Origin of the sequence: Streptomyces sp. MspMP-M5, assembly GCF_000373585.1 — a bacterium.
In the GTDB taxonomy this organism is placed as follows: Bacteria; Actinomycetota; Actinomycetes; order Streptomycetales; family Streptomycetaceae; genus Streptomyces.
In genome coordinates this window covers 1-13,767 of the sequence record NZ_KB891920.1, presented here as the reverse complement: position 1 = coordinate 13,767, position 13,767 = coordinate 1, and the positions used below count along the sequence as shown (strand labels likewise).

At 69.0% G+C, this 13,767-nt stretch carries 14 protein-coding genes; all 14 read left to right on the top strand.

Annotation, left to right across the window (positions count from 1 at the left end; genetic code table 11):
* The first annotated feature begins 129 nt into the window (after positions 1–129).
* The 14 genes from B073_RS0130615 to B073_RS0130540 all read left to right on the top strand — a co-directional run bounded on the left by B073_RS0130615 (position 130) and on the right by B073_RS0130540 (position 13,292).
* Positions 130–465 carry a DUF6415 family natural product biosynthesis protein gene (locus B073_RS0130615; RefSeq protein ID WP_158690259.1) on the top strand — a complete coding sequence of 112 codons (336 nt, stop codon included), beginning with the start codon at positions 130–132 and terminating at the stop codon, positions 463–465.
* A gap of 895 nt (positions 466–1,360) precedes the next feature.
* Positions 1,361–2,563, top strand: coding sequence for an ATP-binding protein (locus B073_RS49125; protein ID WP_324608810.1), 1,203 nt, complete (start codon positions 1,361–1,363; stop codon positions 2,561–2,563).
* A gap of 350 nt (positions 2,564–2,913) precedes the next feature.
* Complete coding sequence (locus tag B073_RS0130595; protein ID WP_018541895.1) at positions 2,914–3,324, top strand: hypothetical protein; 411 nt, start codon at positions 2,914–2,916, stop codon at positions 3,322–3,324.
* Positions 3,318–4,193 carry a hypothetical protein gene (locus B073_RS48310; RefSeq protein WP_234025207.1) on the top strand — a complete coding sequence of 292 codons (876 nt, stop codon included), beginning with the start codon at positions 3,318–3,320 and terminating at the stop codon, positions 4,191–4,193. Before B073_RS0130595 ends, B073_RS48310 begins: the two co-directional genes overlap by 7 nt.
* A 246-nt stretch (positions 4,194–4,439) precedes the next feature.
* A complete protein-coding gene (locus tag B073_RS0130585) occupies positions 4,440–4,973 on the top strand; it encodes an SAF domain-containing protein (protein ID WP_106732007.1) in 534 nt (177 codons plus the stop codon).
* A 302-nt stretch (positions 4,974–5,275) separates the two neighbouring features.
* Entirely contained in the window at positions 5,276–5,794 is a 519-nt protein-coding gene (locus B073_RS0130580; RefSeq protein ID WP_234025206.1) for a hypothetical protein, read from the top strand.
* Positions 5,779–7,134 carry a CpaF family protein gene (locus tag B073_RS0130575; protein WP_018541891.1) on the top strand — a complete coding sequence of 452 codons (1,356 nt, stop codon included), beginning with the start codon at positions 5,779–5,781 and terminating at the stop codon, positions 7,132–7,134. Before B073_RS0130580 ends, B073_RS0130575 begins: the two co-directional genes overlap by 16 nt.
* Entirely contained in the window at positions 7,131–8,045 is a 915-nt protein-coding gene (locus tag B073_RS0130570; RefSeq protein ID WP_051094269.1) for a type II secretion system F family protein, read from the top strand. Before B073_RS0130575 ends, B073_RS0130570 begins: the two co-directional genes overlap by 4 nt.
* Positions 8,042–8,941 (top strand): type II secretion system F family protein, encoded by a 900-nt coding sequence (locus B073_RS0130565; RefSeq protein WP_018541889.1) that lies wholly within the window; start codon positions 8,042–8,044, stop codon positions 8,939–8,941. The genes B073_RS0130570 and B073_RS0130565 overlap by 4 nt, the downstream gene beginning before the upstream one ends.
* A gap of 36 nt (positions 8,942–8,977) precedes the next feature.
* Positions 8,978–9,178, top strand: a complete 201-nt coding sequence (locus B073_RS0130560) for a hypothetical protein (protein ID WP_018541888.1) — start codon at positions 8,978–8,980, stop codon at positions 9,176–9,178.
* 3 nt (positions 9,179–9,181) lie between these two features.
* Entirely contained in the window at positions 9,182–9,589 is a 408-nt protein-coding gene (locus tag B073_RS0130555; RefSeq protein WP_018541887.1) for a TadE/TadG family type IV pilus assembly protein, read from the top strand.
* A gap of 50 nt (positions 9,590–9,639) precedes the next feature.
* Complete coding sequence (locus B073_RS0130550) at positions 9,640–10,026, top strand: TadE/TadG family type IV pilus assembly protein (RefSeq protein WP_018541886.1); 387 nt, start codon at positions 9,640–9,642, stop codon at positions 10,024–10,026.
* Complete coding sequence (locus B073_RS0130545) at positions 10,023–10,472, top strand: TadE/TadG family type IV pilus assembly protein (RefSeq protein ID WP_018541885.1); 450 nt, start codon at positions 10,023–10,025, stop codon at positions 10,470–10,472. Before B073_RS0130550 ends, B073_RS0130545 begins: the two co-directional genes overlap by 4 nt.
* Positions 10,473–10,514: 42 nt before the next feature.
* Complete coding sequence (locus tag B073_RS0130540) at positions 10,515–13,292, top strand: BTAD domain-containing putative transcriptional regulator (protein WP_018541884.1); 2,778 nt, start codon at positions 10,515–10,517, stop codon at positions 13,290–13,292.
* Positions 13,293–13,767: the final 475 nt, after the last annotated feature.

The window sequence follows — 13,767 nt, the reverse complement described above, 5'->3', positions numbered from 1 at the left end:
TGATGCGACCTCAGGAGCCCAGTCATGCCCAGCCGCGTTCGTCCCGCCTACGCAGGCCCTTCCGTACCTCAGCGGGGAAACGCCCACCGAGATGCGATCCGCACAACGCCAATGGCACTGTCGGCCCCTATGCGGGACCCGATCGATGCGGAGACCATCGCGGCGACCATTCGCCACGCCCTGCACCTCGGTGCCGGCAGGCCCTCCCCCGGGGAACTGGCAGAAGCGGCGGAGACACTCACCGGACACATCGCACTGCTCATCACCGAGGCCCGTGAGGCAGCCCACGGAAGCCGGCCCGTCTGCGTTGAAGCAGCCGATTGCGCTGGCCGTTTCCACGGCATCGAGCGACAGATGAAACAGGGACTCGGTGACGGCGCTCTGTCCGCCCACGTTCAGGTGCACCTGCTCGCCCGAGACTGCCAGTGGCTGCTGGCCCACCACACAGCGAGGGTGGGCTGGTGAGCGTCGGGCAACTGCCGGTGGTGTCTGCTGCGGCGCATCGCCGAGACCGGGGCCGGATCGTCTCCTCCTCGGGTGCGTCTGAACGGCTGGCCCTGTCCGTGCGTGTACGGACGTGGAGGTCGCCGTGACGGATCGGCAGAGGCGCATGGCTGCCTACCTCACCTGCCTGGCTGCCTTCGTGCTGGTCCTCGCCACCGGCATCTCTGGGGCTGGCCGATGACGAGGAACTGCTGGTCCTGACCGTCCACGACCAGTACTCCATCCTGCCGAGGCCGACTGCAGCCATGGGCATTGGACGAGGCCAGATGACGGCGGCCTATGAGTGGTGCAGATCTCGTCACCGCGGGGTAGGTCGACGCGTTTCCTCGTCGACGCAAACGGCGGTGACAAAGGCAGTGGGAGTTGCACTTGGCGAAGGAGAAGTCTGTGCTTGACCAGGTCGCGCATATACCCGCTGGCGTAGAGCATGCGGCGTTCGACCCGACAGGGACCACCGTCATCAGCCACAGCCTCCGCTGCCGGCCCATGCCCCTGAGCAGCAGCCGCTCCAAGGCCAGGGCATCCGGGCACGGCTGCACGCCAAGCAGCGGCAGGAGCATGTCTGCTGCTCGCTACTTTGCGCCAGCACGCCAGGCGCTGACGCAGATACCGCCCTTCAGGATCCCGGCAGCGGTTGCCGTTGGCCGAGGTGACTGTGGCGACCGCCACAGGAACCACCACCTTTTGAGGCAGCGAGGCATCAACTTCAGGCACGAAGAGGGGGCCCGACAGCACCGAGCCCCGTCTGCGTCGTGCCTACCGGTGGATGATCATGCAGGCCATGCCACGCAGAATTTGACCCGAGAGGTCTTTCCACTCAGTGCACAATCGCGAGCCGTCCGGGAAGTTCTCGCTGATGCTCCAGCTGGTGTGGTCGGTGTCGCCATTGGTGTCTGCGGACGTCCAGCCTCGGAGGTTCCGTTTCCATTTCCCGTTCTTCTCCCGGAGCGTCAGGAGCGCCTGGGCGTGGATCCGGTGGGGTGTCCTGGCCGTAGTCACACTGTCCACGTGCAATCCATTGCCGTACACAGTGATCCGGTTGCCCTGTCGGGTCGCTGATCCTGTGGCCTCCGCCGGCGGCACAGAAAGCAGCAGGGAAAGCACGGCTAGAGCGGCTGCGGTGATCGCGTTTCTTCGCATACCGAATGAACGGAAGATTCGACCTCTCAGTCTCGCACCCACTCGAAGATCCTCCCTCGGCGTGAAGTCTGAAGAGCGGCATGACGGGAGCGATATCGTCACTTTGTCGGGACAGTCTGGAGCGTTTCCCGCTGACCACCCTCACCGTCTCGTGCGGCTGCGCGTCATGTCGTCACCGATCTCCACAACCAACAAAAGACCTCTCGACCAGCGGCTTCCGCTCTTCATGAGCGGCGAGGTTCGGTGGTCGCGTTCCAGCCGCGATCACCGTGGAGGTCATCCGCATGACTCCTATTCTGTTCGTCGCCGCATCCCTGACGTTGCTGTTCACCCACACCGGTCCCACGGTGTTTGCCGAAGCGAGCATGAGCGTTCGGCCCGGACGCGGCCGCCACCGCCGTGTCGCCCGAGGGCGGCACGCCGCGCGAGGGGGGCGACGATGACTCCGACGTTGCCCCACAAGGACGACGTGGTCCGTGTGCTGTGGCGCTGGACGAGCGATACCCCCCATGCGCTACCGCGGGCCCGGACCACACTGCGCTGCGCGTTGGTTCAACTGGGATACGGGGGCGAGCCACTGGAGGACGCAGTGTTGGCGGTGTCCGAGCTTGCCGCCAACGCACTCGAACACGCGCCGGGCCCGTACGAGATGCGGCTGCGGTTCACCGCTTCGGGACTGATCTGCGAAGTTGCGGACAGAGATCCCCGGTTGCCGGCAATCCCCGCGTTTCCGGCGACGGGCCCGTTCGAGGCCGACCCATCGAGGCGCAGTGGCGGCTTGGACGCCTTGCTCAAGTCCATGTCAGAGAGAGGGCGAGGACTCCACGTGGTTCATCAGCTCACCTGCGGAGCTTGGGGTTTCGCCGCCGAGGAGGAAGGGCGAATGAAGGTGGCCTGGATGGCGATTCCGGGCAGCTGAGGCCGAACGCTCGACTCAGTGGCTTGCCGCCCCGAGGCGGCAAGCCACGTACTTCGGCTCGGCGCGCCGCACGGGCGTGTCGTGCCTGCCGTGGGTCCGTCAAGGAGGGAGTGGACCTTCCCGATCCGAGTGGAAAGTGCGACGCAGGCATTTCCAGCTTGCAATTGATCACGCAGGGTGGTTATTTGTCGGCTCTAAGTGACGGAAGGTGGGGGAACGTGACGTTTCGTGGACGAGTGAGGTGGCAACTGCGCTGGGGCTGCGCGGTCGCCGCTGTGCTGGGCTTGGTAGGTGGGTGCTCTGGAAGTCCGCACGATGCGAAGCCGTCTGAAGGAGCCGCAACGGCTGGGGTGGCTCGCACGCCGAGCACTCCGAACGGGGATGCGATTGCCGCCTACCGGGCGATGTGGAGCGACCTGACCGCAGTCTCGGCAGCCCCCGACCCGCAGTCGCCGCGCCTCGCAGAGCATGCGACGGCCGGCGCTCTCGAGTTGATGAAATACGGCCTCCGGAAACAAGTGAAGGAGGGCATTGTTGCCAAGGGCGCTCCGCGGCTGGCTCCGACAGTCGTTTCCGCCCGTGACGGCAAGGTCATCATCCGTGATTGCGTCGACGGTACCGACTGGCTGCAATACAAACGGAACGGCGAGCTGAAGAATGAAGTGCCGGGTAGCCATTTCAAAGCCGACGCGACTGTGCAGCGAGCCCAGGGCGTCTGGAAGGTCACCCATCTCTACATGGACGAATCCGGCTCATGCTGATCAGGGGAACCAAGCTGAACAGTCGGGCCCGCGGCATGGCTGTGTGGTGGGCAATCCTTACGCTTTCACTCTCAACCTGGCCCGCACGGGCGGATGGGAACAAGGACATGTTCGGCGGAGTTACGTGCGTTCCAGGTGTTTGCAGCGCAGAAGCGAAGAGCATCACGACCCACCCGGAGGATTCCGGGAAGGACAGGCCGGCGCCGCGGTCCTCCAAGGGGCGCACGGAACCGGAGCGCGGGGGAGATAAGAGCGATTCAGATATCGCCGCGGATGGCTGGGAGCATGGCCTGGCCAAGATGGGCCTGGTGAACGCTGGAAAGGGGCTTCTTCCGCGTGTCGATGGCGAAGAGGCGACCAATCCCAAGGCAGACGCAAAAGAACACGTGCCGGTGCGGGTCGCGGTGCAGCGGGCGGTGTCGCAGTTGAAGTTGCCGAAGCCGGTGATCCATACGAGCCCGCATGAGGACTTTGCGCAGGTGGTCAATGTGCCGACGTGGATGTGGGTGGAGCGCGGCACGTGGGGGCCTGTGACGACGTCGGCGGCTGTGGACGGGGTGGAGGTGACGGCGACGGCTCGGCCGCGGAAGGCGGTGTGGTCGATGGGCGATGGCGGGAGTGTGGTGTGTTCGGGGCCGGGGACGCCGTACTCGACCCGGTTCGGGCCCAAGGCGTCGTCACCGGACTGCGGTTACACCTATCGGCGGGCGTCGACGTCCGAGCCGGGGAAGGCGTTTCCCGTGTCTGTGCGGGTGATTTGGGATGTGGAGTGGAAAGGGGGTGGGCGAACGGGGGTGGTGCCGGGCCTGGCGATGTCGGCGCAGCGGCAGTTGGTGGTGGATGAGGTGCAGGCCGTCGTCACGGGCTGACGCCTGGAGTGAACGGCGGTGCGCTGCTGCTGTGCCGTTCGTCGGAAGTTGAACGTTCTTGTTGCGGGGTGAATCGTGGGTACTTCCTTGTCTTCTTCAGTCGCCAAGAGTGCTGGGGCCGGTGTGCCGGGGGCGCGACAGTCGGGTCCGGAGCGGAAGCCGCCTGTGACTGGTGGTCGGCGGCGTCGGCTGGGCTGGGTGTGGGCCGGCCTGGGGGCGGTGGTGGTCTCGGCGGTTGGTTTCACGATGGTCGCCAAGGTGGTGGGGCACCGGGACCGCGTGTTGGTGCTGGCGCGTGATGTGCCGGTGGGCCGGGCGCTGCAACCAGCTGACCTGCGGGCGGTGGAGGTCGCTGCCGAGGCGGGTGTCGTGTCGGCGGCTGATCGGGGGAAGGTGGTTGGGCGGAGGGTGAAGGTGCCGTTGGTGGCCGGTGCGTTGTTGGCGCCCGGGCAGGTGGGAGCGCCCGCCATCTTTCCGCCAAAGGGCTCTTCTGAGGTGTCGCTGGCGGTAGAGCCTGGCGGGGCGCCGCCGGACCTTTCTCGCGGAGAACGAGTGGCGGTGCTGCCTGGACCGACTGGGGGCGGCGGTGCACCGCAAGCCGACGAGGGCGAGGCGTCCGCTGCGGTGATGGGGACGGTGACGGGGGTGCGGGCACCGGAGTCGTCGGGCGGGCCGCAGGTGGTGACGGTACTGGTGGAGACCGGGGCCGCGAAGCGGGCGGCGCAGCTGGAGCATCCGCGTGTGGTGGTGCTGCCGGCCGAGGGGCGTGAGGCTCCGTGAGGCGCTTGGTGGTGGTCGGGTCGATCTCGGGTGCGCCGGGGGTGACGACGGTGGCGTTGGCCCTGGCTGCAGCGTGGCCGTCTGAGGCGGATGGTGGGGTCCGGCCGGTGATGGTGGAGGCGGACAGGTCCGGTGGGGACCTGATGATGCGCTTCGGGCTACCGCCGGCGCCCTCGCTGTTGGACGTGGCGGCCGCGGTCGGGAAACCGCATCCGGGTTCCTTGCTGGGTGCGGTGAGTGAACTTCCCTTCGGGGTAAGAGCGGTGGCTGCAGTGCCTGGGCGCGGACCGTGCACGGAGGCGGTGCGCTTGCTGGCCGGTGAAGACGGTCGCCGGGTGCTGCTGGGTGGGGATGGCGACCGGGGCACGGTGGTGCTGGATGTTGGGCGGATCGGTCAGGACACCGAACCCTTGCTGCGGGCCGCTGATCAGGTGGTGCTGGTGGCGCGGGGCGGTGCGGAGCCGTTGACGCATGTGTCCGCGTACGGGCTGAAGAGAGAAGCGTATGGAGGGCGGTTGACGCTGGCCGTCGTGGGCCCGTGTCCGTATCCGGCGGAGGAGATCGCGCAGTCGCTCGCCATCGAGCAGGTCGTCTTCCTGCCGTGGGATGCCAAGACCCTAGCCGCGATGAACCGGCGGTGTGCGGGACGGCTGCGGACGACCGGGTTCCGTGTGACGCCGCTCATGGCCGCAGTCTGCAAGCTGGGCCGGCACCTGGCCGACTCCCGAGAGCAGAAGGCCACGGTGATGGACGCGAAATCGCAGCGGCGTCTGGTGCCAGCTGCGGGTGATGAGGGGGTGCCCTCGTGGGTGAGACGCTGATGCCCGCGCCGGGGGTGGTGCCGGCGCAGGGTGAGCAGGACCTGGTGTTGCTGGTGCGGCAGCGGGTGGCGGCCCGTCTGGCGGAGTATGCCGGTGAGCGGGAGGCGGCGGGGCTGCCGGCGGAGAGTGAGGCGGCGCGCCGGGCCACCGTGGATCGTCTGCTGGCCGAGGAACTGGGGGCCCAGCGCCGTCTGGCCCTCTCCTACGGCAGCCGGGTAGTCGATGCAGCCGTGGAGGAACGGGTTACCCAAGCGGTCACGGATGCGCTGTTCGGAACGGGGCGCCTGGAGCGGCTGCTGGCGGACACCACGCTGGAGAACATCTGCATCAACGGCTGCGATGTCGTCTGGGTCAAGGATGCGTCCGGCACGTGGCGCCGCGAGAGTGCCGTGGCGGCTTCGGATACCGAGCTGGTGGAACTCGTACGGACCCTCGCGACCAGTACGGGCGACGAAGAACGTCGCTTCGACCGAGGGATGCCCCGACTGAACCTTCAACTCGCCGACGGTTCGAGGCTTTTCGCGGTGATGGCGGTGACTGGTCGGGTGTCGCTGACGATCCGCCGCCACCGCTTCCCGGCCGCCTCGATGGCCGAGCTGGTACGACTCGGCGTGTGTGACCACGAGCTGGCGGCGTTCTTGACCGCGCTGGTGCGGGCGCGCAAGAACATCGTGATCGGTGGCGGAACCAATGTCGGCAAGACCACGGTGTTGCGGGCCTTCGCGCACGAGATTCCGCCCATGGAGCGGCTGGTGACGATCGAGGACACCTTCGAGCTCGGTCTGGACGCCGACCCGGTGGCACACCCGAATGTGGTGGCGATGCAGGCGCGGGAGCCGAACATCGAGGGGCAGGGCGGCATCGACCAGGCGGAGCTGGTGCGTTGGGGGCTTCGGATGTCCCCGGACCGGGTCATCGTCGGGGAGATCCGCGGGGCCGAGGTCATCCCGATGTGCAACGCCATGTCGCAGGGCAACGACGGCTCCCTGTCCACCATCCACGCCTCGACCTCGCGCGGGGTGTTCACCAAACTCGCCTCCTACGCGGCGCAGGCTCCGGAGCGGTTGTCGTTGGAGGCGACGAACCTGATGGTGGCCTCCGCGGTGCACTTCGTTGTGCATCTGGGCTGGGATGCGGCGGGGCGGCGAGTGATCGATTCGGTCCGGGAGGTCATCGACGCCGAGGGCGCGCAGATCGTCTCCAACGAGGTCTACCGACCCGGCTCGGACGGACGGGCTGTGCCCGCGACCCCGTTGCGGACAGAGACCCTCAACGATCTGGTCGCCGCCGGACTGGAGCCCCAGGTCACCGAGGCGCCGTGGTGGGGAGCGGCCCGATGACCACCACCATCCACTGGGGTACTGGCGCGGTGACGGCAGTGGCGGTTGCGTGCGGCACGGTGTGCGGCCTGGGGCTAGTGGCGATCGGCTACGGCGCCGTACGACGTACCGCGCGCGAGGAGCAGGTGGGGCTCGGACGCCGACTGCTCGGACGGCTGCCCGCGGAGTGGACCACCCGGCGCTTCACGATTGCGGTGACGGTCGCAGTGGTCGTGGGCGCTCTGACGGGTTGGCCGGTGGCGGCGGTGGTGACCACGGTCGCCGGACTGACCTTGCCTGGGCTGCTGGGCCCGGACCGGGCGGCCGCCCTGCGTACGGAGCGGATGGAGGCTCTGGCGGCGTGGACGGAGATGCTGCGCGACACCCTCTGCGCCGCGGCCGGACTGGAACAGGCGGTGCTGGTAACAGCCGACATCGCGCCGGCGGCCCTTGAGGGCGAGATGCGGACGCTAGCGGCCGCTATCCGGGCGGGCCGGTCACTCCCTTCTGCCTTGAGGGCGTTCGCCGTAGAGGTGGATGATCCGTTGGCGGATGTGGTGGTGGCCGCGCTGGTCATGGCAGCCGAGCAGCAGGCCGGGCAGTTGGCGCCGTTGCTGGGTGAGCTGGCGGAATCTGTGCGCGAGCAGGTCGCCATGCGGCAGCGCATCGACGCCGGCCGCGCGAGCGTACGGACCGGCGTGCGGGTCACCGTCCTCGTCACATTGGGGATGGCAGTGGGCATGGTGGTCTTCAACCGCCCCTACCTGGATCCCTTCGACACGTTGACCGGGCAGGTGGTCCTGGCCGCGGTGGGCGGGCTGTTCGCCGTCAGCTTCACCTACCTGTCCGCGATCGGCCGCATCGACGAACCCGTCCGCCTGATCACCCCAGCCGTCACCGGGACGGCTTCCGCACCGGGAGGTCAACCGTGATCGTCATGCTGCTCGGGGCGCTCTTCGGCGCCGGGGTGACCGCTGTTGTCTACGGGCTGCGTCCTCCCAGGCTCGCGCTCGCCGACGTTCTGACCATCCTCAACGCGCCTGTGCAACCTGTGCCTTCGTCGGCGCGGGGTGTGGAGGAGATGGAGTGGGCGACCCGGTTGGGGCGGTGTGCGGTGCCGCTGGTGCGGGCGCTCGGCTTCCCCACGAAGTCCTTGCGGACGGACCTCGCAGTCTGTGGCACGGACGAGGAAGCGCACCTGGCGGGCAAGGCCACCTGCGCCATGACCGGCCTCGTCGCCCCCTGGGCCGTCGTCCTGCTGCTGCGCCTGGGGGCGGATGTCGCGACGGGGTGGTGGGTGCCGCTGTCCGGCTGCCTGGCTCTTGCGGCAGCGCTGTTCTTCGTCCCCGACCTCGGTCTGCGCAAGCAGGCGCAGCGGCGGCGCCGCGAAATGCAGCACACCCTCAGCCTCGTCCTGGACCTGACCGTGATCGCGCTGGCCGGCGGCGCAGGCGTCCAACAAGCCTTGACGCAGGCCGTCGCCGCGCCGCAGGGCTGGGCAGCCGGCTCCCTGCGGCACGCCCTGCACGTCGCGCAGCTCACCCGTACCAGCCCCTGGACTCACCTGGGTGAACTCGGCCGGCAACTGGGCGTCAGCGACCTGGTGGAGCTCGCCTCGACGCTGAGCCTTGCGGGCAGCGAGGGCGCCAAGATCCGCGGGTCCCTGGGGGCGAAGGCACGGGCGATGCGGCGGCGCAGGATCTCCGAGGCCGACGGAGCGGCACAGGCGGCCACCGAGCAGATGTCGCTGCCCGTGGTCGGCCTGTTCGCTGCCTTCCTGCTGCTGATCGGATACCCCGCCCTCGCCCACGTGCTGACCGCCACTTGAGCCCGAAATGCACAAGATCGAAGAGGAAGAACAGTCATGTTCGACGTGAAGACGATGGCTCGCCTGCTGCGGGCCCACCTGGCCGAGGTGCGCCGGAATGCCCGTGCCCGTGGAGATGCCGGCTACACCACCGAGACCGTCCTGATCACCGCCCTGCTCGTCATCCTGGCCCTCAGCGTGGTGGGCATCATCGTCGCCAAGGTCACCGCCAAGGCCAAGGGCATCGACCTCGGATAGGTCATGATCGTCTCCCTTCGCAAGTGGCGCGTTGATCGCGGGGCGGCGTCGACGCAGCTGGTTCTGGTCATCCCGGTGCTGCTGCTCCTGGCCATGTTGATCGTGCAGTTCGCGCTGGTCTGGCACGCCCGGCACATCGCCCAGTACGCCGCCCAGCGGGCTCTGGCCACTGCCCGCGCCCAGCACGGCAGCGCCGCGGACGGCCGGGCCCAGGCCGCACGCAGTCTCGTGGCACTGGGCAGCCGGACCCTGACCACGCCCTCCGTGGCAGTCGAGCGCACCACCACGCAGACCACCGTACGAGTCCGCGGCACGGTGATGGCCGTGGTACCGGGCCTGCACCTGCACGCTTCCGGCACCGCCGCCGGCCCAACCGAGCGCCTCACCACACCCGATGGGGGCCACCGATGATGCGTGAGGGGCGTGGCGTGCGTGCTGGTGATGACCGTGGTTCGGCGGCGGTGGAGCTGGTGCTGCTCACCCCGCTGCTGGTGCTGATGCTGCTCGTCGTGGTGGCGCTGGGGCGGCTCGCCGACGCACGCCTCGTCGTGGCGGACGCCGCCCACCAGGCCGCCCGCGCCGCCTCCCTGGCCCGCACCGAGCACGCCGCCCACACCCAGGCCCTTCGCGCCGCGACCACGGCGCTCAAGGAAACGGGAGCCACCTGCACCACCCCGAGCGTTCACCTCACCACCGCTGGCCTTGCCCCCGGAACCAACGTCTCGACGACAGTCTCCTGCACCGCCGGCCTGGGAGACCTCACGCGCACCGGGATGCCTGGCCACGTACGCCTGGCCGGCACAGCCGTCTCCGTCGTCGACACTTTCAGGGGCAGGGCAGCCCGGTGAACCCACGACTCCGTGCACACCTTGATGGCCTCCGCGCCAGGTTCGCTCTGGCAGACGACCGGGGGCAGGCCACGGCCTTCGTCGTCGGCATCGCCGCCGCGCTCTGGCTGTTCGCCGGGATCGTCGTCGACGGGGGCCTTGCCCTGGCTGGCAAAGCCCAGGCACTGGATGTCGCGCAGGAGGCCGCGCGGGCCGGCGCTCAACAGCTCGACGTCGACCGGCTGCGCGATCACCAGGATGTCCGGCTCGTACGTGCCGAAGCCGCCCGGAGGGCCCGCGGCTACGTCTCCTCCGTCGGAGACACCGGAAGCGCCGCGGTGAAGGGAAACGCCGTCACCGTCCACGTCACCCACCGCTACCGGACTCAGATCCTGCAGTTGGTCGGCCTGCGCACCCTCACCCTGCACGCGAGCGCAACCTCACAGGCCGAACGCACTACCCCCTGAAGACTGTTCATCCCATCCGCCGCGGAGAGCGAACCGGCCACCATGACCCACCACGTCGCACTACGCGAGCGCCTGACCGCGGCCGTCACGGCCCTGGGCACCCTCGCCGTCACGCTCGCCCTGCTGGCCGGAATGCCCTACGTGCTGTGGCAGGCCGCAGGAATCCCCTGGCCGGACAGCGTCCGCTCCTGGCACGAGCTGGGCGAACGGCTCGCCCAACCAGTCAGTGATCCCCTGGTCATCGACCTGTTGGCGATGGCGGGCTGGGTATGTTGGGCCGCCTTCACGTTCACCGTCGTCCGGGAGATCTGCTGGTACGCAGCACACCTTCCCCAGCTTCTGCACGACCGCCGCACCCACCACGACCACGTGGCCACCCTGTCCCTCAAGAGTTCGCTGGCCGCACTGTGCATCGGCACCCTCGTCGTCGCCCTGCTCAGCCTCTGGCGCCCCACAACGGCCAGCGCCCAGCCGCCCTCCCACACCAACGAGACCCGACAACCCATCGCCGCGACAGCCCCTCTCACCCCCACGACCACGGACCCCGCCACAGCGACATCTCGACGGGCTCTCCCGGGGCCGGCTGCCAGTGCTGAGGCCGTGCGGCACATCGAGTACACGGTGGTGGAAGGCGACACCCTCTGGGACATCGCCACCGTGCATCTGGGCGACGGGCTCAAGTGGCCCCGGATCTACGCGCTCAACAAGGACCGTGTCCAACACGACGGTGACCGGCTCGACGACCCCGACCTGCTCAGAGCCGGCTGGCAGTTGACCATCCCCCTCGGCCCTCACCACCCCGCCTCGCCAGCAACCATCCCGACTACGACTCCCGAACGTCCCATGCCGGACGACGCACCACAGGCAGCGCCGGCGCCAACAGCCTCTCCCATGCAGCCGTCCCGGTACCGAAATCCTGCGCCCGACCCGCAAGCCGAGGGCCGGCATCGCCGGTCCACGTCGAGGCAGGCGGACAACCTCGCGGGACGGTCAGCCCAGATGGCCTCTGGCCCGGCCGCCATCGATGTCGGCGAGGCCAGTCTGATCGGCATCACCACAGCGGCTGGACTCCTGGCCGCGCGCCGCTACTGGTACATCCAGCAGCGACGACGGCGAGAACCCGAGGCGGAGGTACCCGCCCTGAGTCCGCTGGTCGACAAGGCGGCGCAGGCCGCGCACGCAGCCGCGCAGCCTCGTCGGCAGCATGGACCCGAGGACCTGATCGTCCGCCGCACCCCACCGCAACCACCACGTACCGCGGACTCGGTGACCATCGGGGTGAGCGACAACACCGAGGTATCCGTCGACGTGCTGGCCACCGCCGGCGGCTACACCTGGAATGGACCGGGTGCCGAAGGCGCCGCCCGCGCCTTGCTGACCGGCATCCTCACCGCCGCCGAACGCCAACGCCCCAACCCGCCCCACACCAAAGCCGTCGTCACTGAAGACCTCGCCGACCGCCTGCTGCCCGGACTGCCGCCACAGTTCACCGCCCTGACCCAGACCCCCGACATTGCACAGGCGATCCACCTCGCCGAACAGCACCTGGTCACCCACGCCCGTATCCACGATGACCGCGATACGCCGACACCCAGCCCAGCAGCAGGCCATTCAGACCAGACCGATCCCGGTTCTCTGATCCTTATGGTGGCCCCAGGCGCCGCCCACGTCGGGCAGGTCCAGGCCGTGGCCGCCCGCAGCCGCCCTGGCGTCCTGGCCGTACTCACGCTGGGCACCCCGCTTCCTGGTGCCGAGCACTGGCACATCGCCGCCGACGGCGCCGCCACCGGATCCAGCCCGCGATCCCAACACCCCAATGGCCTGGAGCTGTTTCACCTGACACCGGACGCCGGGCGTGAGATGGCAGAAGTCCTTCTCGGCGCCCACGGCCAGCGCCCCTGTCTGCCTGTCCTCCCCAACCAACAGCCCTCGTCCCGAGAAGGCCAGTCGCAACCGCCTTCCGCCGAGGAGCCAGAGCCCGAACCGGACCCCACCGAGCCAGCAGCCCCTGCCGACCCGCGCCCCGCGCCCACATTTCACCACCGGCAGGTCAAGCCCGTCCGCCTCCACGTCCTTGGCCCCGTCACGCTCTACGCCCGCGGCTATGAGGATCCCGTCGGCACCAACCTGCGGCCCGACGTCCACGAATTCCTCGCCCTCCTCGCCGCCCACCCCACTGGGCTCGTGGCCTCCGACATTGCTGACAAACTTCACCTGGAACCCGGCACAGAGCAGAACGCGCTGAAAAACCTCCGCCGCGCCGTACGCCGCGCCCTGCGTACCGCAACTGGCATCACCGCGCAGGAATTCATCCTGCACCAGGGGGACCTCCACAAGCTCCACCCGGAGCTCGTAGAATCCGACCTCGCGGATTTCACCAGAATCCTGAAGGGAGCCTTCTCGAATAACGGAGATTCCACCCACGATGCGTTGAATGCCGTGCAGGAGGCGCTGGGCCACTACCGCGGGCCCTTCGCCCAAGGCGCCGACCACCTGTGGGCGGATGCCATCCGTGAGCACCTCACCACCCAGGCCACCGACGCCGCCCTCCGGCTCGCCCACCAGGCCGAGCGCACAGACGCCAGCCCGCAGCAACAAGACGCCGTACTGACACTCCTGGAACACCTCGGAGCGCTCCACCCGGATCACGAGCGGCTGACGCAACACGCCATCCGCCTCTACCAGGTCGCCGGCCGCCACGATGCCGCCCGGCACACCTACACCCGCCTCGAACGCCACCTCGCCGACCTCGGTCTCGAACCCGACCCAGCAACCAGGGCCTTGGTCACACCGAGGGGCCACTCACGTCAGATGGGCTGAAACTGCAGGTCACAGGCCCTGCGAGCCACACGACAGCGGCTCGGAAGGTGCGTTGTCGTTTCCCCCGTCGTTCCGGGGGTCGTTCCCCCCGTCGCATCCGTGTACGCGCTTGGATGCGACGCCCCTGGTCGCCCCGTAGCCGCAGGTCAGGTGGCTGCGAGCCATGCGCGGGCGAGGGCGACTGTATTTCTGTGCAGTTCTGCACCCGATCTACTTGTCATCGGCCCCGGCCCGTGAACCTGTCACGCATGCCGGCGCTCGGCTTCCTGTTCGCCTCCTCGTGCCCCACCCCAGGCTTCCCTCTGTTGCCCCGGCCGGTGAACCACGCGGCTGAGAACGGCTGTTAGGCGCGGCGGCGCCCGGGCGTAGCCGAGGGTGCCGCCGCGCCGGGGGCCGCGCCGGGGGCCGCGCCGGGGGCCGCGCCGGGGGCCGCGCCGGGGGCCGCGCCGGGGGCCGCGCCGGGGGCCGCGCCGGG